Here is a 22,655-nt window from a genome sequence, read left to right as displayed (position 1 = left end):
ATCATATTATTTATATTCACTGCAAATGACTTTCAAATCTTCAATTACTTGATCTGCCTCTTCCCAAGAATATGCTGTAGCACCAGATGCCAGCGGATGCCCGCCGCCATTATACTTTTTCGCCAGGCCGTTGATAACCGGACCTTTTGAACGGATACGAACGCGAATCGTATCATTGTCTTCAATGAACATCACCCATGCACGGATATTCTTTACATTGCCCAATGAACTAACTAATAGGGAGGTTTCGGAAGGGGTAGCATCAAATTGCTGTAAAATAGCTGCAGGCAATTTAATCGAAGCCGCACCGTTTTCATCCATTTCGAAATGCTGGTATATATAACCTTGGAGATTTAATAGTTTACGTTCCATTTCGTACATACCATCAAAAACTTCATTTCGGTCGAAATTATATTGTACAAGTTGTCCTGCTGTTTCAAATGTTTTCGGGCTCGCACTCGGATATAAGAAACGCCCTGTATCACCGACAATTCCCGCAAATAACAGGCGTGCCGCTTCATCGGACATATCCCAATCCGCATACGTTTTACCTTCTTCATAAAGCTCATAAATCATTTCACTGCATGAACTAGCATCCGTATCCACCCATAATAAATCACCATAAGCATCATCATTCGGATGGTGGTCGATTTTAATAAGATAATCGCCGTTAACATAGCGCTGATCATCTATACGTTCGGTATTCGCAGTATCTGTCACAATGACAAGTGCATTTTTAAACTGTGCATCTTCTACTTGCTGAGGAGATGCCATGAAAGATAATGAGTCGTCATGTTCACCGACCGTGTATACTGCTTTCTCCGGATAATTTGCCCGAATTAACTCAGCCAGACCTATTTGTGAACCGTACGCATCTGGGTCCGGTCGTACATGGCGATGCAGTACAATTGTTTCATATTGTTTAATTTTGTCAATAATTTGACGTTTCAATACATTTCCTCCTCGTCCATAATGAATACCTATATCATTTTCCATTAAAAATCGTTACAATATTTAGTAGTTTGGCTATTAGGAGGTTCAATATGGTCTATTTAAATTTTCTGTTTGTTGCCTGTATTATAGCATCACTAGTATTTTATTTTTATTTCAAAACTAAGCAATTCCGTTCGACACTGCCTATTCGTCGTAAATGGTATACTGCGAAAGCCGGAGTTGCGCTTGCCGCATTTCTCATCTTCTTTGGTCTGAATGCAACGATTCTGTATCCGGATATTCTCGGGTTTGCCGTTGCAGCTGTTTTCTTTATCATTGGTGCAGGTTTAGGTGTTAATAACTATAAACGCATGCAGCATGAAGGGCGATACATAAAAGAAGAATACGAACTAAACAGGTAAAAGAACGGGGTCAGCTGAAAGCGGTTTACTTTCAGCATGACCCTTTTTTATCGTTCTAATAACTGGAATGTCATCATCGCTTTTCCTACAAGAATTGTCGCGCTGTATACTTCAAAATCCATTTTGACGAATTTACGTGACATGTCCAAAATTCTAGGACGGACAGTTAATACACTTTCCATCTGTACTGGCTTGATAAAATATATATTCATATTTTCAACAACCGCTTCTCCGCGCTTACGACGCTTCAATGCAAAAGCACCGACTTCGGATAACAGGATTGTAAAAGCACCATATGAAATTGCACCAAACTGGTTTGTCATTTGCGGTGTAACAGTAAATTCCACTTCAATATCCTCTTCACCCATGACACGCATTTCATTTTTCACTAAATCATCGATTGTCTCGCCATGCTGAGGCTGACGCTGTGCTAACTGTATCGCCTTTAATACATCCTGACGACTGATAACCCCTTTTAATAACCCTTCCTCATCAATGACAGGAAGCAAATCGATTCCTTCCCAGATCATTCGGTGTCCGGCTGATGCGACACTCGTTTTCATGGAAGCAGCGATCGGATTCTTTGTCATCACTTTATCAACCGGCTCTGACTCTTCTTTACCGATTACGTCCTTGCTCGTAATCATTCCGACAAGCCTGTTTTGACCTGTTACAACAGGGAAAGCACCATGTGTCGTACGACGGTTCTGTCTATGAAAATCTGCAATCGTATCATTATTTTTTAATACAGCCGTATCTTCCATCGGGACATATATATCTTCAATCAGTAATATATCTTTTTTAATCAGCTGGTCATAGATGGCACGGTTGATCATCGTCGCCACTGTAAACGTATCATACGTTGTTGAAATAATTGGAAGATCCAAATCGTCTGCCAGCTCTTTATTGGATTCAGTTGTATCAAATCCGCCGGTAATTAATACAGCAGCCCCTGTTTTCAATGCGTATTCATGTGCCTGTGTACGGTTACCGACAATGAGCAAGCTCCCTGCATCTGTATAGCGCATCATATCATCAAGCTTCATCGCACCAATTACAAATTTCGTTAAAGTTTTATGGAGACCTGTCTTCCCTCCTAAAACTTGACCATCTATAATATTTACAATTTCAGCAAATGTTAAGCGTTCAATGTTTTCCTTCTTTTTCTTTTCAATTCGAATCGTACCTACACGTTCGATCGAGCTTACAAGACGTCGGTTTTCAGCTTCTTTAATCGCTCGGTAAGCTGTCCCTTCACTCACTTGCATTTCCTTTGCAATTTGACGAACCGAAATTTTATCGCCAACTGGTAGTGATTCAATGTATTGTAAAATCTTCTCGTGTTTCGTTGACAATTACATCACCTATTTCTCATCATTCATTTATGTCTTTAGTGTACCATATTTAAACGGCGCAATTATACTATTTTCAATACATATACCCGTATAATTGCTTATAAATGTAAGAAAAAGCTCAAGAAATTAATAAGATAAAGTTTGCCTGGCCATAACCAAAAATACCATTTTTCTCTTTTGAGAAAAATGGTTTTTTTTTACTGTGAGTAAAATTGATTTCCATTCCGGGACGCTTTCCGCGGGCGTGGTCTTACACGAGCGTCTCAGGCGTCAGTGCTCCTGACGCTTCGCTTTCGTCGCAAAATAAATTTCGCTATTCCCGCAGGAAGCTTTGCTTGTAGGGAAAGGCATAGCCGTCAGCTGGTGTTTTAACAGTGCGAAAGGTGAAACCGTCAGCACGAACACTCGCCCTCCATTCCAATCAATTTTATAAAGTTTCCGTTTCTTAAATAGTGTTACTAATTTGTTTCAACCTTAAGAATAAATCATATCAAATGGATATGCGTTCAATAGTAAATTAGAATTTCACAAATTCTCCTGGCTTCAATACTTGTACTTCTGCGCCTTCAACAAGTTTCGCAAAGTCAGCCGGATCTTGTTCAATCGGCGGGAATGTGTTGTAGTGGACCGGCACAACAATTTTCGGCTTCAATAATGAAACCGCATAAGCTGCATCTTCAGGTCCCATTGTAAAGTTGTCACCAATCGGTAAAAAGGCAATGTCAATTGGATGGCGCTTTCCGATTAACTCCATATCCCCAAATAATGCCGTATCACCAGCATGATAAATTGTTTTACCTTCTGCCGTAAATAAAATTCCGGCCGGCATTCCCGTATAGATAATTTCGTTGTTTTCCGTTACATATGAAGAGCCGTGGAACGCCTGTGTAAATTTCACTTTTCCGAATTCAAATTGGCGTGCACCACCAATATGCATATTGTGGACTTTGCAACCTTGCCAGCCTAAATAGTCTGCAAGTTCATTTGGCGCAACAACAAGTGCATCGTGTGTTTTTGCTAATTCCACAGTATCTCCAACATGATCATTATGTCCATGCGTCAATAAAATGACATCCGGTTTTTCATTTTCAACCTTTAAATCTGTTTGTCCATTTCCATTAATGAAAGGGTCAATTAAAATCGTAGTCCCATTTGTCACAATTTTTACGACGGAATGTCCGTGAAATGAAATTTGCATATAACATACCTCCTAAAATAACCTTCCCTGTATCATTCGATATTTATGCATAATTCTCCTTTTTTTGATATGCTTATACCGCGAATTCATTAATTGAATAACAAAGGAGTTTATACAATGTCGAAATTGAAACAATTACAAAATCATTTAATTGAAAATGGTTGGGATGCTGCTTTTATTACAACACCTGACAATGTCTTTTACTTTTCAGGTTTTAGAAGTGAGCCGCATGAACGCTTACTTGGTGTTATGGTATTTAAGGATGCAGAACCGTTTTTAATTTGCCCGAAAATGGAAATGCCTGATGCAGTAGCTGCAGGATGGGCTTTCGAAGTTGTCGGACATGAAGATACTGAAAATGCCTGGGATGTTGTTGCAAAAAGTGTAGCGGCTCGCAACGTTACATTCGATACATTGGCTATTGAGAAATCTCATTTAACGGTTGAGCGTTTAGAAGCGATCCAAGAACGTTATGAGCAATTGAAATTTGCAGGTATTGATGAAAAAATTAACGCGCTTCGTATTTCAAAAGATGAAGTGGAACTTGAAAAATTACGTAAAGCTGCCGAATTAGCGGACTACGCAATTCAAGTTGGCTGTGATGCAATTGCAGAAGGCGTAACAGAAATGGAAGTTTTAAATACAATCGAATCAGCAATTAAGGCAAAAGGCTATGCGATGAGCTTCGATACGATGGTATTGGCTGGAGAAAAAGCAGCTTCTCCTCATGGAACACCCGGAAATCGCAAAATTAAAAAAGGTGACCTAATCTTATTTGACCTAGGTGTTATTTACGAAGGGTATTGTTCGGATATTACACGAACAGTAGCATTCGGCCAGCCAAATGACGAGCAAATTAAAATTTATAATGCTGTTCGCCTTGCAAACGAATCAGCAATTGAAGCAGTTAAACCAGGCGTCCGCGCAATGGACTTAGATAAAATTGCCCGTGATGTTATTACAGATGCAGGCTATGGCCAATACTTCACACATCGTTTAGGTCACGGTCTTGGTATTTCTGTTCACGAATTCCCGTCGATCAACGGCGCCAACGAATTTATTCTAAATGAAGGTACAGTATTTACAATCGAACCAGGTATTTATAAAACGGATGCTGCAGGCGTTCGTATCGAGGACGATGTAGTCGTAACAAAAGATGGTGTGGAGGTACTTACATCATTCACAAAAGAACTTGTAATTTTATAATATATTAGTTCATTTGATTGTATAGAAACTATTAAATTTGCATAAACTAAGCGAGCAGTCCCTTTTCAGAGGATTGCTCGCTTTTTAATATTTATAGGCTTATTAACAAATTAATTACTTTACAATTTTTAACTTGTTTTCTAAAAGCAAAAATGAGGAATAGACTATTAATTACATAAAAATAACCGAAAGGAAGTGGTGCATTATGAAAAGATGGTCATTTACAACGCTACTTATAATTGTGCTTACTCTATTGCCAATAAGTCAAATTGAATGGAATACGGAAGCTGAAGCAAGTCAAACAAGTAAGGTAAATAATGAAGTCATTTCAAAAAGTGCATCACCGAACAAAGCGGTAAAGGAAAAAGCCCCTGTCTCGAATACAGGCTTTATGCCAAAAGTGAATCGCAGTTATACGTATAAACCATCATTCGAAGATGCCGGCCCAAGAACATATACCGCTTCTAAAAATAAATCGATTGAAAACTCGGTAGAATTGTTGGAAGATGACTATATCGGCTATACGTATATTGAAGATCAGCAGCAGTTTGCTTTAGGTGTTGCCTATTCAGATATATTTTTCTTCTCATTAAGCTACCCGATGAAAGAAAAGACAACAATTACCGATACGGATTATTTATATGACGGTACTACGGAAACAACACCAGTTTATGTTGAAAGTACAAGTACAACAGTTAAAACAAAAGCAGGAACATTCCAAAATGTAGTAGTTTTAAAATATCCAAACGGCACGAAAATCTACCTAGCAAAAGATCATGGTATTATCCGTATTACTGATTTTGAAGGTAATATTACAACTGAATTAGTCTCGGTTAAATAGAATGACCCATCAAAAAAATCCGCTACGTTTGGTTTTGCCAATCGTAGCGGATTTTTGCTGTAAAATATTTATTAATTTAATCCTGTCAGTGCACCTAATACATCTTCTACTTCTGCAAATTCAAGCCCTTGTGCGTCTGCTACTGCACGGTATACAACTTTACCGTCCAATGTATTAACGCCGCGCTTTAATGCAAGATTGTCTAGGCATGCACGTAAAAAGCCTTTATTCGCAATTTGTAATGCATAAGGAACCGTATTATTTGTTAACGCGATTGTCGATGTACGTGGAACTGCACCTGGCATATTTGCAACCGTATAGTGTACAACACCATGTTTAACAAATGTAGGATTGTCATGTGTTGTTACTTTTTCAGATGTTGCAAAACAGCCGCCTTGGTCAATCGCAATATCAACCACTACAGAGCCAGGTGACATCGATTGGATCATTTCTTCAGTCACTAATTTTGGTGCCTTCGCCCCTGGAATAAGCACGGAACCAACTACTAAATCAGCAGAACGAACAGCATCTGCAATATTATACGGATTTGAAATTAATGTTTGAACATCACGTCCGAATAAATCATCAAGCTGACGTAATCGTTCAGGATTCAAATCGATAATCGTAACATCCGCTCCCATGCCGACTGCTACTTTAGCTGCATTTGTTCCCGCAATACCACCGCCAATTACCGTTACTTTACTGCGAGGAACACCTGATACTCCACCAAGTAAGATCCCTTTACCGCCCGGCAATTTTTCTAAATAATGTGCGCCGATTTGTGTTGCCATTTTACCTGCAACTTCACTCATCGGTGTTAATAATGGTAAAGAACCGTTTGGTAATTGCACTGTTTCATAGGCGATACCGATTACTCGATTTTCAAGTAAAGCTTTAGTCAATTCAGGCTCTGGTGCTAAATGTAAATACGTAAATAATATTAATCCCTCACGGAAATACTTGTATTCACTTTGCACAGGTTCTTTTACTTTTAAAACCATTTCCCCAGCCCATGCTTCAGCTGCTGTTTGTACAATATGGGCACCTGCTTCAATATAGTCCTGATCCGTAAATGCAGAACCTAATCCTGCACCTGTTTCAATATATACTTCATGACCATTTGCGATTAATGACAATACTCCTGCTGGTGTCATCGCAACTCGATTTTCATTGTTCTTTATTTCTTTCGGTACCCCTATTTTCAACGTAATTCCTCCCTTTAACAATCACTTAGAAATATGCTTTACATAAATCAAATCCATTTTACCAATTTTACCAGCAAATTAGTAGAGGATTTTGAATGTAAATTCTATTCTGATAAATGAATCACTAGTCATATCTTGCAACTGCAGGAAAACTGCTATTATTTTACTGAGAAAAATATTTTATAATAGTAAAAACTATTATTTCCTAACATACAAATTTGTGACCATTTCATGGAAGTTATTGTATTTTGCCTATATTTCAGCGCAGGAATTATGCCCTTTGGAAAATTATTTGGTATAATATAGTTATAGATAATTAGGAGGTATGTAAAATGGCAAACCATTATAAAAGCATTGTAGTAGCAGTAGACGGCTCGAAAGAAGCAGAATATGCATTCCGTAAATCAATCGATGTTGCAAAACGCAATGAAGGTGCAACAATCAACCTAGTAAATGTTATCGATACACGTTCTTTCGCAGCTATAGAAGCTTATGACCGTTCAATTGCTGAGCGTGCTCAACAGCATTCCGAGGAATTGTTAAACGGCTACAAACAGCAAGCTGAAGCAGAAGGCGTAGAAAACGTTAACCTGATTATTGAATATGGCTCTCCTAAAAATATTATTACAAAAGAACTTTCAAGTGTTGTAGAAGCAGATTTAATTATTTGTGGTGCAACTGGTTTAAATGCTGTTGAACGTTTCCTGATCGGTTCTGTATCAGAAGCAATCGTACGTTCAGCTACATGTGACGTATTAGTTATCCGTACACCAGAGTGATTTAATTAAATAAAATGATAAATGCCATCTTCTCAAACTGAGTCGATGGCATTTATCATTTATATGCATTAAAGCTTATCGCCAAAGGCAATACTCCCGCTTTATACTTTATCGTTTCTGATTATTGCTTTCTTTCCACATGCTTACTTTTTCGAAGAACATCGCCAGAGCATCACGGTTTGACATATTCGGTACTTTTGCCAATAAAACTTCACGCGGTGCTTTTAACTGTTCACTTTGCTTTTGTAAAATTAAAATGCTTTTCTCATGCGCTTTTGATGAGAACAGGTTTTCCGGCAATTGGATGACCGCCTGAATCCATGCATGTCCTTTAATATACTGGTGAAGCTGTTTTGCCTGATCAGATTCGAATAAATTTGCCGGAATCAGGAAAAATCCAAACCCACCTTCTTTTGTATAGTTTAAAGATTGCTCGATAAACAAATGGTGTGCGTAGCTCATTCCCTCTGCCGCGCATAATTCGTAGTCTAGTGCTACTTCTTCGTTTGGATAGTATCCTACAGGCAAGTCGCAAACTACTGCATCAACAGGATCGACTAACAGTTTTTCCAGGGCATCTTGACGGAAAAGTGTAACAGGTTGTTCAATAAGGTCTCCTGTCGCTGCTGCCAACCGAATTAATAAATCATCGACTTCCACTCCTGAAGCAACTACTTTCCCTTCCAGCGCATTCATGACTGTAAAGAGTAAATTCCCTGTACCGAGTGCCGGATCAACGATAGAGAGCGTCCGTTCCGTCAATTCCTTGTCAAAGCATTGCTCTACAAAATGGCTTACAATAAGCCCCAGTGTATCAGGTGTCATTTGGTGGTTCGGCTGCGCACTTTTACGCATCCCTTTTAAAATCGCAATTTGGATCGCTTTACGCATATCTTCCTTCGTTGCACCTTCAACTTGCCACTCAAATTTCCCGTCCAGTGTATCTTCCAATGTTTGCAGTAACGCTTCCAAATAATCCAGCTCTTGCTGCGCTGCAACTTTTTCTGCGTTGTCATTAATATATTTAAAAATTTGTTCAAACTTTTCCATTAGACTAACTCCCTCATTCCATTCATTTGGATTTCTCGCTAAATTGCGACATATCCACTAAATGAACAACCCACTCAATGATCATTGAGTGGGTGTTAATTATACATGTAATTACTTTACAACAAAATCATTCAAAACGAAATTATTTTGCAAGAGCTTTTACTGCTTCGATTGCAGCATCATAATTCGGATGGTCTGTACCTTCAGGAACATATTCCACATAAGCAACTTTGCCTGATTCATCAACAACGAAAATTGAACGTGCTAAAAGGCGTAATTCTTTCATATGTACGCCATATGCTTCACCGAATGATGCATCACGGTGGTCTGATACTGTTACAACATTATCGATACCCGCAGCTCCACACCAGCGTTTTTGAGCAAATGGTAAATCCATTGACACTGTGTAAATTACAACATTGTCACCTAAGTTAGCCGCCGCTTCGTTAAATGTACGAGTTTGCTTATCACAAACACCTGTTTCCAATGAAGGAACAACCGAGAATAAGCGAATTTTACCTTCAGAATCTTTTAAAGTTACTTCTGATAAATCATTGGCAACTACTGTGAAATCCGGTGCTTGATCACCAACTTTTACCTCATTACCGATTAGTGTTACTGGACTGTTTTTAAATGTTACTTGTGCCATATTAAACGCCTCCTTTATATTCCCTAATATTACTAAAAAAGATTTAGCAATTGCAACTAACTGAGCTTATATTCATTTAAATAAAGAAAACAAAAAGAAAAGAGCTGTTTTATAAGAAGTATCTTACAAAACAGCTCTTCTCTTGCTTAGAAGGTGTCGATAGTAAATTATTTCCCCTTCTATTCTTTTTTAAACATCTTTTGAATAAATATTTTCATGAACAACGACCGTATCGGCAAAATAATCGGCAATGCTTTTATTGTTTGGTGAAAAAGCGACAATTAAATACGGTAAGTATAATAATGTACCGTTGATAAATCGGCCTACCCCTTCACGAAACAGAACTGTCATCCAATCCAGTGCTTCCCCGTCATCTTTTTCAACCTTTATTCCAAACGTCATTTTCCCTAAAGTTTGCTTAAAAAATTTTGTCATGAGCACAAAATAAGCGTAGAAAATAATTCCCGAAAGAATTGTCATTGGCGCATACCACACATCGCTGGCAACACTCCAATTCATCAATGCAAACACCGGCTTAATCGAGACGCCGATAATCGCACTTATGACAATTGAATCTAACAGAAATGCCCAGAATCGCATCCAGAAGCCGGCTGTTTTTTGTTTAATAGAAGGCGGCTTTACGACAGATGCTTCATCCACTACTTCGATTATGTCAGTCATCGTAATCCCTCCTATTAGTAGTCACCATATAAATACATCATACGAGGCGAATTTGTCGTTGAAATAATTTTGGACAATACTTCAGACTCAGCAGATGGTCGCAGCATAGAACCTAGTTTTACACCTAATAAAGAACCCCAGCTTGATGTATCCATTGTATATTCAAACAGCTCTGCATCTTCCAATCCAAAATCCGCGCGTAATGCATTAATTGTCGCTTCTTCATTTCCAATTTCATCCACCAACCCTGCTCGCAGTGCCTGAGTACCGCCTAATACACGGCCATCCGCCACTTTCTTCACTTGCGCTTCAGACATATTACGCCCAGCTTCGATAATATCGACAAAATGCTCATATGATTCATCAATCATTTCCTGCAGCATCGCAAGTTCCTCTTTTGTAGAAGGTCGTACACCGCCAAACATGTCTTTATGTTCGCCTGATTTGATTGTTTCAAACTCGACCCCGAAATTTTCGGCTAATTTCCCATAATTAATCGATTGCATAATAACACCGATTGAACCGGTAATTGTCTCGCGTTGAGCAAAAATCTTATCTGCCGGTGCTGAAATATAATAACCGCCGGAAGCAGCCATTGATCCCATTGAGACATAAATTGGAATTTGTTTTTCTTCTTTAATTTTCAATAACTTTTGGTAAATTTCTTCTGATTCAATGACACCGCCACCTGGAGTGTTTACAGATAATACAACGCCTTTAATTGTATCGTCTTCCAGTACAGCATCCAATTGTTCCATAAACAGCTGGTGGTTGTAATCAACCGTTTCCCATATACTTGGTTCCCCTACATCCTGGATTACACCATCTACCGTCAAATGGGCAATTCGACTCGTTAAGTCTCCTGTTTCCACGACGTTTTCGTATGTGAGCGATTCCGTACCCATTAAATTGTCGATACTAGTAAAGAAATCGGTCTTAAAAATCGAAATGATCGTATTGATCCCAATAGAGAAAAATAATAATACGGCAGCAATAATGAGTGCCACAACTCGTTTTGTATTCATATTCACGCCTCCTCAATATATGTACGAAACTATTTTACAAAAAGTTTCATCGAAAACCATTTCCTACAGCGATTTTGACATAATCCCACTTGATTAAGCAACCATACTTTAGGTTTTATCAAATGGCGAAGCCTCATTTCTATTAATTAAGCTCGGTTTAAACATGAATACTGGCAGAAAAAAAGGCGGCAAATTTCGCCACCTTTTATTCATTACCCGGGAAATATTTGTCGAGCAATGGTATTTCCCTTACTTTACACGCAATTCAACACGACGGATTTTCCCTGAAATTGTTTTAGGTAATTCATCTAAAAACTCTATAATTCGAGGATATTTATATGGTGCTGTCAGCTGTTTTACATGATTTTGCAAATCTTCTACAATTGTTGGGCTTTCTTTTAATGTAACATCTTTAAGGACGACAAATGCTTTTACAACATTCCCTCGAATTTCATCCGGACTTGCAACAACAGCACATTCCTGTACAGCAGGATGCTTCGTTAACGCATCTTCTACTTCAAATGGTCCGATTGTATAACCAGATGAAATAATAATGTCATCATTTCGGCCTTCAAACCAGAAATAGCCGTCTTCATCCTTTATTGCGCGGTCGCCTGTTACATACCAATCTCCACGATACTGAATCGCTGTACGCTCCGGATCTTTATAATATCCTTTAAATAATGCAGGAGTCGATTTGTGCACTGCAATATCACCGACTTCACCAGGCGGTACAAGGTCACCATCTTCATTGATTAAATCAATGATATTTCCCGGAGTCGGTTTCCCCATCGAGCCAGGGCGTAATTCCATATTTAACAATGTCCCGATCAACAATGTATTTTCTGTTTGACCATAACCATCACGGACAGTTAATTGGTGCTCACGTTCAAATGTTTCGATCACTTCACGGTTTAAAGGCTCACCAGCTGAAACAGCGCTGCACAATGAAGATAAATTAAATGAATTTAATTGATCTAATTTCGCCATCATACGATATTCTGTCGGCGTACAGCAAAGCACATTGATTTGTTGCTGCTCAATTAAATGTAAAAACTGTGTTGGTTCGAACTTCCCTTTGTACACAAATCCTGTTGCACCACTACCTAATACAGCAAGAAACGGACTCCAGATCCATTTTTGCCATCCTGGAGCTGCAGTTGCCCATACCGTATCGCCATCACGTACACCAAGCCACTCAGCAGCCGTTGTACGTAAATGTGCATATCCCCAGCCATGTGAGTGCATTACGGCTTTTGGATTCCCTGTCGTGCCTGAAGTATAGGCTAAAAACGCCAAATCATTAGCCGTCGTCTCAACAGAATCGAACTCGTTTGACTGCTGCTCTGCAAGCTCCATTAATGAAGTCCATCCTTCTTTTTCATTCCCTACAATAAAGCATTCTACATTCGCTAAATTTTCTACATGTTCGAATTCATTTACGAACTGCTCCATCACGATAATTGCCTTAGCCTCTGAATGGTTTAGACGATAATCAATATCTTTAGCTCGCAGCAGCTCCGAACTTGGAATAATGACCAATCCTGCTTTTAATGCTCCAATATAAGAAACATATGCTTCTAAACAGCGAGGCAGCATAATCAAAATGACATCACCTTTTTTTAAACCTTGTGCATAAAAGGCATTTGCAGCCTGATTTGCTCTTTGTAGTAACTCTTCGTATGTATAACGCTCTTGATGTCCGTTTTCTTCCTGAAATACTAATGCTGTTTTTGAGCTTTTATTTTCATGCTTTTCAAATTCATTTACAATATTATATATTTCCGGTGCAACTAATTGATTTTTATTCATTTTGATACTCCCCTTTGTTTGAAAAAAATGAGCCTTACATATTTAGTATAATAATCCTTTTCATTAATATCAAAATATTCCGCACTTTTTATTGCATAACAAAAATTATTTATTAACAAAATAAAAAGAAACGCTACTTGAAAGTAGCGTTCTTTTTTAAAACGTATTATTGGTTTTGGTTGCCGCGTAATTGCTGCTCAGCCATCTGTACTAGGCGTTTCGTAATTTCGCCACCTACAGAACCGTTTGCACGAGATGATGCGTCTGGACCTAATTGTACACCAAATTCTTGTGCAATTTCATATTTCATTTGATCTAAAGCTTGTTGTGCACCAGGTACACGTAATTTGTTTGAGCTGTTGTTGTTTGCCATCTGTCTCTCACCTCCTTGTGACATTAGAATGTGCCGGGAGGAGAGATTAATACATAAAAAACATAGGTAAATTATAGCTCGATTAGGAAATCATTATCAGTTCCTAAAAATTATAGTAAATCAGCGAATTTATCTTCTTTTACTTCCTTCTGAGGGAACTGATATACTTCGCGGTTTTTAACGGCACGATCAATTAGTTCATCGAATTCCGTAAAGCTTTCAAAACGCTGAACTTTTTCTAATTTCGGTTTTGTTTTCGGACTAGACGGTGTAAATATTGTACAGCAATCCTCAAATGGCTGAATTGATGTTTCGTATGTGCCAATATCTTTTGCAATTTTGATGATATCGTTTTTATCTGCCGATATTAACGGACGTAAAATAGGTGTATTTGTCACATCATTTATTGCAGTTAAGCTTTCCAAAGTTTGTGAAGCGACTTGCCCTAAGCTTTCACCTGTTACAATACCTAATGCGCCAATGTCTTCACGCACTTTATCTGCCACTTTCATCATCATACGGCGTGTTGAAGTCATTGACATATTGTCTGGCACCGCATCTTTTACTGCTACTTGCAGTTCTGTGAACGGAATGACATGCAGGCGAATATTTGCACCGAATTTTGTTAATTCATTTGCAAGTTCTTTAACTTTTTGTAATGCATTATCGCTCGTATATGGAGGACTGAAGAAATGAATTGCATCCAGTCGAACGCCGCGTTTCATCATTAAGTAACCGGCAACTGGGCTATCAATACCGCCTGAAAGCATTAGCAGCGAACGTCCGTTTGAACCAATCGGCATACCTCCAGCACCTTGGATTACTTGAGCCATCATATAGATCGCATCTTCACGAACTTCAATACGAAGTGCGAAATCCGGATTTTTCACCTGTACTTTAAAGTTCGGGAAATTCGGTAAAATCGTAGCTCCCATTTCACGCTGTAATTCATGCGTGTTCAACGGGAAAGTTTTATCTGTACGATGTACTTCAACTTTAAACGTTAAATCGCCTTTTTCACGATAGTCTTCTAAAATTTCAAATGCCAAAGCTTTCATCACATCTAAATCTTTTTCACAAGATGCAACTGGGCTGATTGATTGAATACCGAAAACATGTGGTAAACGATCCATTAGTACATCAAATTTTTCTTTATTTTCAACTTCAATAAACATACGGTCACGCTCTGCACGAATTTTCAATGGTGCAATATCGTTAAATGAATAGCGTACATTATCGCGTAAACGGCTGATAAAATCTTTTTTGTTTCGACCTTTTGTTGATAATTCACCATAGCGAACTAAAATTTCTTTAAAAATCATTGCGTAATATCTCCTTTTAATTCTTTCATTACGATTGTGAATTGCTTTTTGAATGAAGCAATATCTTCATCTGTGTTGATTGCGCCTAAGCTTAAACGTAGTACACCGTTTTTATAGCGGCTATCGATATTTAATGCTTCCACAACATGGCTTGTTTTCGTCTGTTTTGACGAGCAGGCACTTGATGTTGAAACGATAATATCACGTTTTTGTAACGCGTTTATTAAAATTTCACCTTTTAGTCCTCTAACACTGAACGATAAAATATGCGGCGCTCCATCTTTCGGCGACAGGACATATACTTCCTGACCGAATTGCCCAAAGAAATGATGAAGTTCTGCAGACCATTTTTTAAAGTTTTCAACATTTTCCGGCATGCCTTCAACAGCTAAACGGGCCGCTTTTGCCAATGAAACAGCTTGCGGTACTGCAACCGTACCACTTCTTAATCCAAATTCTTGTCCACCACCGACTATAAATGCCTTCAGTTGTGGTTTTTTGCGGAATGCTAACAAGCCGCTTCCTTTTAAACCTTGAATTTTATGTCCGGAAATTGAAATGACATCTGGACCATTGTCTCCGTCAAAAATGACCGGTAGCTTTCCGAAACTTTGAATTGCATCAACATGGAACATTGCCTGGCATGTACGATGAATGATTTGAGCTGCTTCCTTAATTGGCTGGACAGCTCCGATTTCGTTGTTTACATGCATAATGCTCACAATAATTGTATCTTTGCGAAGTTTTTGCTGTAATTCCTCTAAAGAAATGACTCCATATTTATTTACCTTTAGGTAGTCAATTTCATAACCCTCTTCTTCCAAACGTTTGACCGCTTCCAAAATCGAAGGGTGTTCTATTTCTGTCGTAATAATATGCTTGCCTCTAAATTTGCTAGATTTTGCAAGACCAAAAAGCGCTGCATTATTCGATTCCGTACCTCCGGATGTAAATAAAATATTCTTTTCGTCAGTATGAAGAATATTTGCCAATTGCTCACGAGCTTTTGTTAATAAAGCATTTGACTCGACTCCTGCACGGTGAATCGATGCAGGGTTGGCATAATATTGTTCATTCACTAACATAAATGTAGCCAAGACATCTTTGTGCGGTTTTGTTGTCGCACTATTATCTAAATATATCATCTATACTCAACCTTCTTTTTTAAAACTAATTTCCCGTAATCATATTTCCATTACAGTGTCCTGTTTTTTATCATTACTTACCAAAGAGAGAGGTTGTGTTAATAGTCAAATTGACTACTAACACAACCTCATAAATGTGCTTATTTATTATAACGCTAAATGGACCAACATGTAACCGTTATGCTTATTATTTTGTAAGCAGCTGCTCCTGAACGAGCTCCTCAATACGTTTGATTGCATTAGGATCGATAATTTCAACCGCCTTTGCTGCATCTTCCAGTGCTTTTATGTAGCGGAACTTCTTGAATGCGTCTTCAGCTTCAAGTAGATTTTCATGTACTTGTCGATTTGTTGCACGGTAGCGGTTTCCAAACTGAATAAGACGCTCAATAATTAATACATTCTCAATCATTTCCTGTGCTTTATCATGTGTTTCTTCAATCGATTGCTTTGCATTTAGTAAATGCTGGTTCACTTGGATAATATTCAACGGTACTTCCTGTAAACTTTGAACTACAACAAAAATCTGTTCTGCCGCCTCTTCTAATCTTGCATCCATTTCTTCCGGAATCCCAGGAATATTGGCACGTCCAAGCAGGCGCTCTGTATCTTGCAATAATCGCTTTAAAGCTTCCAATTCAGCTCTTGCTTTATTTTCATCAATACGGAGGTTCTTTAGTTTGTTCGAGAAGTTTTCCTGTTCCTCAGCAATTTGCTCAATCTCATCAGTAATTTCTTTTAGCTCTTCCTGTAAGCTTGAGTATGCGGATCTTTCTTCTTGAACACGTGTCGATAACAATTCATAGCGTTTTTGTAATACTTCCAAATGTTTTAAGCCCACTTTTGGAATTTCCGCTTCTTTGTCCTGTAAACGGTAGCTATGCTGCACATAAGCGACTTCATCATTAATGTCCTTTGTAAGGCGCATAACATCATTGATCACACTGTACATGCCTGAACAGTTACGTTCAACATATTTTCTTGCCATAACTTCTTTTTCTAGCAAATTATAAAAATGGTCGATTTCATCATTAATTGTTTGAATTCGTGGTGAAACAGCTGGCAAGTTAAGTTCAGCGATTTCTGCTTTTAACATTTCCAGTTCACTCTCAAGTCCATTCAAATATTCAGTCATTTCTAAATGGCGTAAATAATACTTTTGTTCTTCCATTTCACGCTGCCCGTTACGAAGTTCATGAATTGCGGTTGGGATTTTAGTTTGAATTTCAGTCAGCAGTGTCGGCACATCATTTAATAAACTGAAAATTTCCTGTGCTTCACTGTTCAGCTGTAGAACAATTTCACGTGCCTGCAAATAGTTGCCGTCTTTCGTTAACTCATCGAACTCTTCAAATTTCGGCGTAAATTGCTCCAGCTTCGTTTCCAATGCTTCCAAAGCTGGACCAAATGAATGCTGGTGTGCCAAAATCGTCTTGCGTGCAGAACGGTAATATTCTTTCAGCTGTTCGATTTCAATACGGTTTTTCTCTTCACTGCCAATCAATTCATCCAGCTCAGTAATAATCTGTACACGTACTTGCTCACATTTTGCAAGTTCCTGTTCGATATCGCGTTCTGTATGTGTTGCTTTGTTAAATTTAAATCGGTCGACAAATTCTTCCGCATCAAACAACAATTCGTCAATTTTCGGAATTTGCTTATCGACAACATCCAACCAACGATTACGCCAGTTTTCAAACAGCTCTTCTGTTTGACCGTTCATATTAAGGGCCTTTACTTTTGCGAGCTCCTCAAAAATCGGGTAATGTTGTATTTGTAGTTTTTCCTTATCTAATCGTCCTATTTCTGCATTATGCTTGCGTCTTACTACTAAGCCTGCCATTAATAATGCTAATAGTACGACGACAACAATGATGATATACTTTATCATTGTAAGCCCCCTAATCCCAAATAAAATCAATATTTTAGCTATATACGTACTATTTATAATAACATGTTTTTTTATATTTGTTTAACTATTTCCAGCTTTTTTTACTTTTAAATACCATATTTTTGAAGGAAGGTCATTCAATTGAAACGAGACGGTCATATACATACACCTTTTTGTCCCCATGGTTCTACAGATTCGATAGAAGAATATGTCGAAAAAGCGATAGCAAGCGGATTTAAAGAAATCACCTTTACGGAGCATGCGCCTTTACCTGAAAACTTTGTCGACCCAACACCTGACAAGGATAGCGGAATGAACCCTGTCTATTTAATGGATTACTTTAAACAACTGCAGCGCGCAAAAGAACAGTATCAATCGCAAATTAAAATCAATATCGGCTTAGAGGTCGACTATATTGTTGGCTTTGAACAGGAAACAAAACAATTTCTGAATGAAGTCGGCCCTTTACTGGATGATGCGATATTATCCGTACACTTTTTGAATTTCCAAGACGAGTATGTATGTATTGACTTTTCACAAGAAGTATATTTACAATTTGCCAATAAGGTTGGCGGCATTCTTCCTATGTATAAGCTATACTACGAAACTGTGAAAAAGTCGATTAAAGCAGATTTAGGCTTATACAAACCTAAGCGTATAGGACATCCAACATTAATTCATAAATTTCAGCTTGCCCACAACAAACAGATCGATGATGCAACTGACATTACTGAATTGTTGAAGATGATGCAGACCGGTCATTATGAGCTTGATTTTAATAGTGCTGGTCTAAGTAAACCGTATTGTAAGGAGCCATACCCGCCTTATCCATTTGTGAAACAGGCAATTGATTTACAAATCCCAATTGTTTTCGGCTCGGATGCCCATACGGCAGCGGATTTACATCAGCATTATGATTTACTACAGAAAAAAATAACTTTTTAATTGGAGGTTTCTATGTTCGGAAATATTACTTATAACGGGACATTAACAGAACAGTACAATCAGCTATCAAAACAGCTGGATGCATTGCTGGAAGGGGAAAATAACTTAATCGCTAACCTAAGTAACGCTTCAGCTTTATTAAATACTTTTTTAAAAGAAATTAACTGGGTTGGGTTTTATTTAATGAATGAAGGCGAATTGGTGCTTGGACCATTCCAAGGCTTGCCTGCTTGTGTGCGAATTCCTGTAGGGCGCGGCGTTTGCGGTACAACGGTGGCGAAGGAGCAAACAATGGTTGTAGACGATGTTCACGCTTTCCCTGGTCATATCGCTTGTGACGCGGCATCAAAATCGGAAATCGTTATTCCTTTAATTAAAAATGGTGTCGTTTTAGGTGTTTTAGATATCGATAGCCCGACTGAAGCACGTTTTACTTCTGAAGATAAAGATGGTTTGGAAAAATTTGTGAATATACTGTTAAAACATATTTAATTGCTAAAATGGGAGTGCCCGAAAAATTATTATTCCGGGTACTCCCATTAATATTGTAGTTCCATAGGTTTTTCATATACACATAGACGGTTTTTTCCGTTTCGCTTTGCATGGTATAGTGCAATATCTGCTTGCAAAAACATATTTTTGAAATCCGGACGGCTCCTCTTATTCCACGTAATCATTCCCGCAGATACCGTAACTGAAGGATTTGTTACATTTGGTACCATTTGTACAATTGCATCTGAAATTTCAATTGCTTCTCTGTCAGAAATGTTCGGAATATAGATGGCGAGTTCTTCACCGCCCCAGCGCGAGCAAATACCTCTTTTCCCTATTTCATTTTGCAGTCGTCTGGCAATTTGTACAATGACATCATCCCCGACTTGATGCCCGTATGTGTCATTAACCTTTTTAAAGTTATCAATATCAATTAAAAGAAACATTCCTGAATCGTCCTTTTGAATAGCCTTTTCCACGTATGAATCAGAGTAACTTCTTGCGTAAAGCTTTGTTAAATGGTCTTGATCCACCATCTCCTGAAGCTGTTCACGTAATACCGAATTGGAAATGGCTAATGACGAATGGTGAATAAGCGATTGCATTAATTTGAAGCTATCAAAGGAGAAAAAATACGGCTCTTTATGCAATACAAGGCTAAACCCGATAATATCTTCTTCTACAATCATTGGAATGGCCATTATCGACTTATACTCAATGTCTCCTGAAATAAGACGGCTGAAATCAGCAATAAACAATGGGTCTTGTGTCGAATGAAAATGTTTTTCCACATGCTGAATATATACGTTACATGCTATACGATTGAAAAGTTCTGTACACGCTTCAGTCATGATATACTTTTCATCTTCCTTAAACAGGAAGCCAATTTCCAAAGGCTGAAAAGATTTCAACATTTGCTTTTGTAAAAATAAAAGCATTTCACTAATCGTCAATTTCATATTTAAACGATGGGAAGTTTCATTAATTAACTGTAAATCCGTGATAAGACGATGTGATTGATGATAGAGTTTCGCGTTTTCCAAAGCATTTCCTGAAGCTTGGGCAAGCATACGGATAAATTCTTTTTCTGGACTTGTAAACGAGTAATTGACGGGTGCTTTCACCTGTAAAATCCCGTAGATTGCTTGTCTCCCTTTTATAGGCACATTTAATAATCGACGGTTTTGTTCAACGGCTATATCCTCTTTCAATTCACCCGACACGAAAGATTCGATTGTTGCAGGGCGTTCCGATAAATAGTCGAAAGGCTTTATTTTCACTCTCGTTTGGCGATCTTGGTCATTTGACAAGATCAGTTCAACTTCCAGCCCTGGAAAATTTTCTTCTATTGTTATGAGGACATTTTCCAAAATTACATCGATATCCATCGTCGAATGGAAAAGGTCTGTCATCCCGTATAATTTACGGTACTTTTGCTCATTCGAATAAACTTCATAATTTTGAGTTAAAAATGAATAGGAAGCAGATATCGCTCCTACAATTTCTTCTGTCAGCACTGCTTGTACTGGTGCGTTTTCAGGATTATATTTAAATATAATAATAGCTTCTATTTTATCATTTATTATAAGTGGCATAACATCCGTATGATTTTCAAAAAACGGCTGTTCTCTAAAAAACCCGGGTAACTTCACAACTTTATTACCGTTAAAATAGGGTTGTATTAAATCTAATGTTACATCAACATTCATTAATTCTAAGTTGTCGATCGGTTTCAATTTATTCTCGCTTACATGAAATAAATAACAATGTTCCATATTAAAGTGTTTAATTAAGTTTTCTTTTAATAGGAAAAAGTAATCATAAAATTTACTTCGTTGTAATTTCGTATTCATACAAAGGCTTAAAATATCCGATTTAAATTGATCAATCTTTTGTTGATTTTCCACCATTAAATCACCTTTTCTTTTACTATTGCGATGTCGGTTCTTTTCACTTAACATCAAGTATACACATTTTATGTCTTATTGACTATTTAAATTTGTTATATTTTTCTAGTAAACACCCCAATTTGAATTGTTTTTTGAATATTAAAGTATTTTCCCATTCTTATCTACTACCCGCTTTTATGATTAAATACCCATAAAAATGAAAATTTATTTTTGTTTTTCTTTCCCTCATATTTTATACAAAAAGTAAAACACCTTTGTTGACGGATAGATAAAAAAAAGATACAATAGCCTTTGTGTAAAATGAATGCAGTAGTTGTATAACTTAAATGTAGTATTTTATTCCTTCTGTTTAAACAGAATGGTGTATTGTGTAACCCTTTCGGCTGCATGGGCGAAGATACATGAAAATAGAATACCGTTTAATGTCGGGTACAACTGGTTTTTTCTTTTACAACAAAAACCAATTTTAAGGAGGAGACACAATTATGTCTCGTTATACAGGTCCATCTTGGAAACTATCTCGTCGTCTTGGTATTTCATTAAGCGGCACAGGTAAAGAAATCGCAAAACGCCCTTACGCACCAGGTCAACACGGCCCGAACTCTCGTGGTAAAAAATCAGAGTACGGTCTACAATTAACTGAAAAGCAAAAATTACGTCATATGTACGGTATGACTGAACGTCAATTCAAAAATACTTACCTACGTGCTGGTAAATTACAAGGTGTACACGGTGAAAACTTCATGATCTTACTTGAAACTCGCCTTGACAACTTAGTTTACCGTTTAGGTTTAGCTCGCACTCGTCGTGCAGCTCGTCAATTAGTTAACCACGGTCACATCTTAGTTGATGGTAACCGCGTTGACATTCCATCTTACTCAGTAAAACCAGGTCAAACGATCTCTTTACGTGAGAAATCAGCTAACCTTTCAGTTGTTGCTGAATCAATCGAAGTAAACAGCTTCGTACCAGAATATTTATCATTCGATGCAGACTCTAAAGTAGGTACTTTCGTACGTTTACCAGAGCGCTCTGAATTATCTGCTGAAATCAACGAACAATTCATCGTAGAGTTCTACTCTCGTTAATCTTTCGAGTTTCAGATATATTCGAATCAAACCATCAAGCCCTGTTCACAGGTGCTTGGTGGTTTTTTTATTAATTTAATTTCGGCAAAATTTTTTTAAAATTTGTTCAATCGCCCCGATCAACCTTTCTTTGTTGAATAGGATAACGAGGAAAGGGGGTGAATTTAATGGGTTACGGATATGAAGGGTATCAAAATCAAGGAAACTACGGTGGTTACGGCTGTGGTGGCGGTGGTTACAGCGGCGGTAATAGCTCAACTTTCGTTCTGATCGTTGTTCTATTCATTCTTTTAATTATTGTCGGCGCTACTTTTGTTTACTAATAGCATCGAT

The 22,655-nt window shown here is 37.9% G+C and carries 23 protein-coding genes; 8 read left to right on the top strand and 15 right to left on the bottom strand.

Annotated elements, in window-relative coordinates; translation table 11 throughout:
• Positions 1 to 6 precede the first annotated feature (6 nt).
• The gene (locus ACQKN3_RS00465; RefSeq protein WP_427708642.1) at positions 7 to 951 is read right to left on the bottom strand and encodes a DHH family phosphoesterase; all 945 of its coding nucleotides are present in this window, start codon (positions 949 to 951) and stop codon (positions 7 to 9) included.
• Positions 952 to 1,043: 92 nt separating this feature from the next.
• Here ACQKN3_RS00465 and ACQKN3_RS00460 point away from each other — a divergent pair, with 92 nt between their 5' ends.
• A complete protein-coding gene (locus ACQKN3_RS00460; RefSeq protein ID WP_251686490.1) occupies positions 1,044 to 1,355 on the top strand; it encodes a YtpI family protein in 312 nt (103 codons plus the stop codon).
• 47 nt (positions 1,356 to 1,402) lie between these two features.
• On the opposite strand, the gene ACQKN3_RS00455 is transcribed toward ACQKN3_RS00460, so the two are convergent.
• The 3 genes from ACQKN3_RS00455 to ACQKN3_RS00445 form a co-directional block, all read right to left on the bottom strand.
• Positions 1,403 to 2,710 carry a DRTGG domain-containing protein gene (locus ACQKN3_RS00455; RefSeq protein ID WP_251686489.1) on the bottom strand — a complete coding sequence of 436 codons (1,308 nt, stop codon included), beginning with the start codon at positions 2,708 to 2,710 and terminating at the stop codon, positions 1,403 to 1,405.
• A 270-nt stretch (positions 2,711 to 2,980) separates the two neighbouring features.
• On the bottom strand, positions 2,981 to 3,115 hold the full coding sequence (locus tag ACQKN3_RS00450) for a hypothetical protein (protein ID WP_427708640.1): 135 nt from the start codon (positions 3,113 to 3,115) through the stop codon (positions 2,981 to 2,983).
• Positions 3,116 to 3,227: 112 nt separating this feature from the next.
• Positions 3,228 to 3,908, bottom strand: a complete 681-nt coding sequence (locus tag ACQKN3_RS00445) for a metal-dependent hydrolase (RefSeq protein ID WP_427708638.1) — start codon at positions 3,906 to 3,908, stop codon at positions 3,228 to 3,230.
• 117 nt (positions 3,909 to 4,025) lie between these two features.
• On the opposite strand from ACQKN3_RS00445, the gene ACQKN3_RS00440 reads away from it, so the two are divergent.
• Together ACQKN3_RS00440 and ACQKN3_RS00435 are read left to right on the top strand one after the other, a co-directional pair.
• On the top strand, positions 4,026 to 5,114 hold the full coding sequence (locus ACQKN3_RS00440; protein ID WP_427708636.1) for a M24 family metallopeptidase: 1,089 nt from the start codon (positions 4,026 to 4,028) through the stop codon (positions 5,112 to 5,114).
• Positions 5,115 to 5,319: 205 nt separating this feature from the next.
• Positions 5,320 to 5,955 (top strand): 5,10-methylene tetrahydromethanopterin reductase, encoded by a 636-nt coding sequence (locus ACQKN3_RS00435; protein ID WP_251686485.1) that lies wholly within the window; start codon positions 5,320 to 5,322, stop codon positions 5,953 to 5,955.
• A gap of 71 nt (positions 5,956 to 6,026) precedes the next feature.
• Here the strand turns inward: ACQKN3_RS00435 and ald are convergent, their stop codons facing one another.
• Entirely contained in the window at positions 6,027 to 7,160 is a 1,134-nt protein-coding gene (ald, locus tag ACQKN3_RS00430) for an alanine dehydrogenase (protein WP_413078505.1), read from the bottom strand.
• 332 nt (positions 7,161 to 7,492) lie between these two features.
• Between ald and ACQKN3_RS00425 the strand changes: the two genes are divergently transcribed.
• Positions 7,493 to 7,939, top strand: a complete 447-nt coding sequence (locus ACQKN3_RS00425; RefSeq protein WP_427708633.1) for a universal stress protein — start codon at positions 7,493 to 7,495, stop codon at positions 7,937 to 7,939.
• 108 nt (positions 7,940 to 8,047) lie between these two features.
• On the opposite strand, the gene ACQKN3_RS00420 is transcribed toward ACQKN3_RS00425, so the two are convergent.
• The 9 genes from ACQKN3_RS00420 to ezrA all read right to left on the bottom strand — a co-directional run bounded on the left by ACQKN3_RS00420 (position 8,048) and on the right by ezrA (position 17,887).
• Positions 8,048 to 8,989, bottom strand: coding sequence for a class I SAM-dependent methyltransferase (locus ACQKN3_RS00420; RefSeq protein ID WP_251686483.1), 942 nt, complete (start codon positions 8,987 to 8,989; stop codon positions 8,048 to 8,050).
• A gap of 142 nt (positions 8,990 to 9,131) precedes the next feature.
• The gene (tpx, locus tag ACQKN3_RS00415; RefSeq protein ID WP_251686482.1) at positions 9,132 to 9,638 is read right to left on the bottom strand and encodes a thiol peroxidase; all 507 of its coding nucleotides are present in this window, start codon (positions 9,636 to 9,638) and stop codon (positions 9,132 to 9,134) included.
• Positions 9,639 to 9,827: 189 nt separating this feature from the next.
• On the bottom strand, positions 9,828 to 10,319 hold the full coding sequence (locus ACQKN3_RS00410; RefSeq protein ID WP_251686481.1) for an RDD family protein: 492 nt from the start codon (positions 10,317 to 10,319) through the stop codon (positions 9,828 to 9,830).
• Positions 10,320 to 10,333: 14 nt separating this feature from the next.
• Positions 10,334 to 11,344 (bottom strand): signal peptide peptidase SppA, encoded by a 1,011-nt coding sequence (gene sppA, locus ACQKN3_RS00405; RefSeq protein WP_251686480.1) that lies wholly within the window; start codon positions 11,342 to 11,344, stop codon positions 10,334 to 10,336.
• A gap of 249 nt (positions 11,345 to 11,593) precedes the next feature.
• Positions 11,594 to 13,156: an acyl-CoA synthetase MbcS gene (mbcS, locus tag ACQKN3_RS00400; RefSeq protein ID WP_427708629.1), complete on the bottom strand. Its 1,563-nt coding sequence runs from the start codon at positions 13,154 to 13,156 to the stop codon at positions 11,594 to 11,596.
• Positions 13,157 to 13,322: 166 nt separating this feature from the next.
• Positions 13,323 to 13,529 carry an alpha/beta-type small acid-soluble spore protein gene (locus tag ACQKN3_RS00395; protein ID WP_008407794.1) on the bottom strand — a complete coding sequence of 69 codons (207 nt, stop codon included), beginning with the start codon at positions 13,527 to 13,529 and terminating at the stop codon, positions 13,323 to 13,325.
• Positions 13,530 to 13,639: 110 nt separating this feature from the next.
• Positions 13,640 to 14,851 (bottom strand): tRNA uracil 4-sulfurtransferase ThiI, encoded by a 1,212-nt coding sequence (thiI, locus tag ACQKN3_RS00390; RefSeq protein ID WP_251686478.1) that lies wholly within the window; start codon positions 14,849 to 14,851, stop codon positions 13,640 to 13,642.
• Positions 14,848 to 15,996, bottom strand: coding sequence for a cysteine desulfurase family protein (locus tag ACQKN3_RS00385; protein WP_427708626.1), 1,149 nt, complete (start codon positions 15,994 to 15,996; stop codon positions 14,848 to 14,850). Before ACQKN3_RS00385 ends, thiI begins: the two co-directional genes overlap by 4 nt.
• A gap of 187 nt (positions 15,997 to 16,183) precedes the next feature.
• Positions 16,184 to 17,887: a septation ring formation regulator EzrA gene (gene ezrA / locus ACQKN3_RS00380; protein WP_251686476.1), complete on the bottom strand. Its 1,704-nt coding sequence runs from the start codon at positions 17,885 to 17,887 to the stop codon at positions 16,184 to 16,186.
• Positions 17,888 to 18,028: 141 nt separating this feature from the next.
• Between ezrA and hisJ the strand changes: the two genes are divergently transcribed.
• Together hisJ and ACQKN3_RS00370 are read left to right on the top strand one after the other, a co-directional pair.
• Positions 18,029 to 18,832 carry a histidinol-phosphatase HisJ gene (gene hisJ, locus ACQKN3_RS00375; protein WP_427708624.1) on the top strand — a complete coding sequence of 268 codons (804 nt, stop codon included), beginning with the start codon at positions 18,029 to 18,031 and terminating at the stop codon, positions 18,830 to 18,832.
• Between the two features lie 12 nt (positions 18,833 to 18,844).
• Positions 18,845 to 19,324 (top strand): GAF domain-containing protein, encoded by a 480-nt coding sequence (locus ACQKN3_RS00370; protein ID WP_427708622.1) that lies wholly within the window; start codon positions 18,845 to 18,847, stop codon positions 19,322 to 19,324.
• Between the two features lie 47 nt (positions 19,325 to 19,371).
• Here the strand turns inward: ACQKN3_RS00370 and ACQKN3_RS00365 are convergent, their stop codons facing one another.
• Positions 19,372 to 21,234, bottom strand: coding sequence for a sensor domain-containing diguanylate cyclase (locus ACQKN3_RS00365; protein WP_427708620.1), 1,863 nt, complete (start codon positions 21,232 to 21,234; stop codon positions 19,372 to 19,374).
• 485 nt (positions 21,235 to 21,719) lie between these two features.
• Between ACQKN3_RS00365 and rpsD the strand changes: the two genes are divergently transcribed.
• Both rpsD and ACQKN3_RS00355 read left to right on the top strand, forming a co-directional pair.
• Positions 21,720 to 22,322, top strand: a complete 603-nt coding sequence (rpsD, locus tag ACQKN3_RS00360) for a 30S ribosomal protein S4 (RefSeq protein ID WP_251686472.1) — start codon at positions 21,720 to 21,722, stop codon at positions 22,320 to 22,322.
• A 167-nt stretch (positions 22,323 to 22,489) separates the two neighbouring features.
• Positions 22,490 to 22,645 (top strand): YjcZ family sporulation protein, encoded by a 156-nt coding sequence (locus tag ACQKN3_RS00355; RefSeq protein ID WP_251686471.1) that lies wholly within the window; start codon positions 22,490 to 22,492, stop codon positions 22,643 to 22,645.
• The last annotated feature ends 10 nt before the right edge of the window (positions 22,646 to 22,655 follow it).

It is taken from the genome of Solibacillus sp. NPDC093137 (assembly GCF_050280445.1).
Classification (GTDB): domain Bacteria; phylum Bacillota; class Bacilli; order Bacillales_A; family Planococcaceae; genus Solibacillus; species Solibacillus isronensis_B.
Note: the sequence above shows the minus strand (reverse complement) of the source record. Positions and strands in the feature narration are given on the sequence as shown.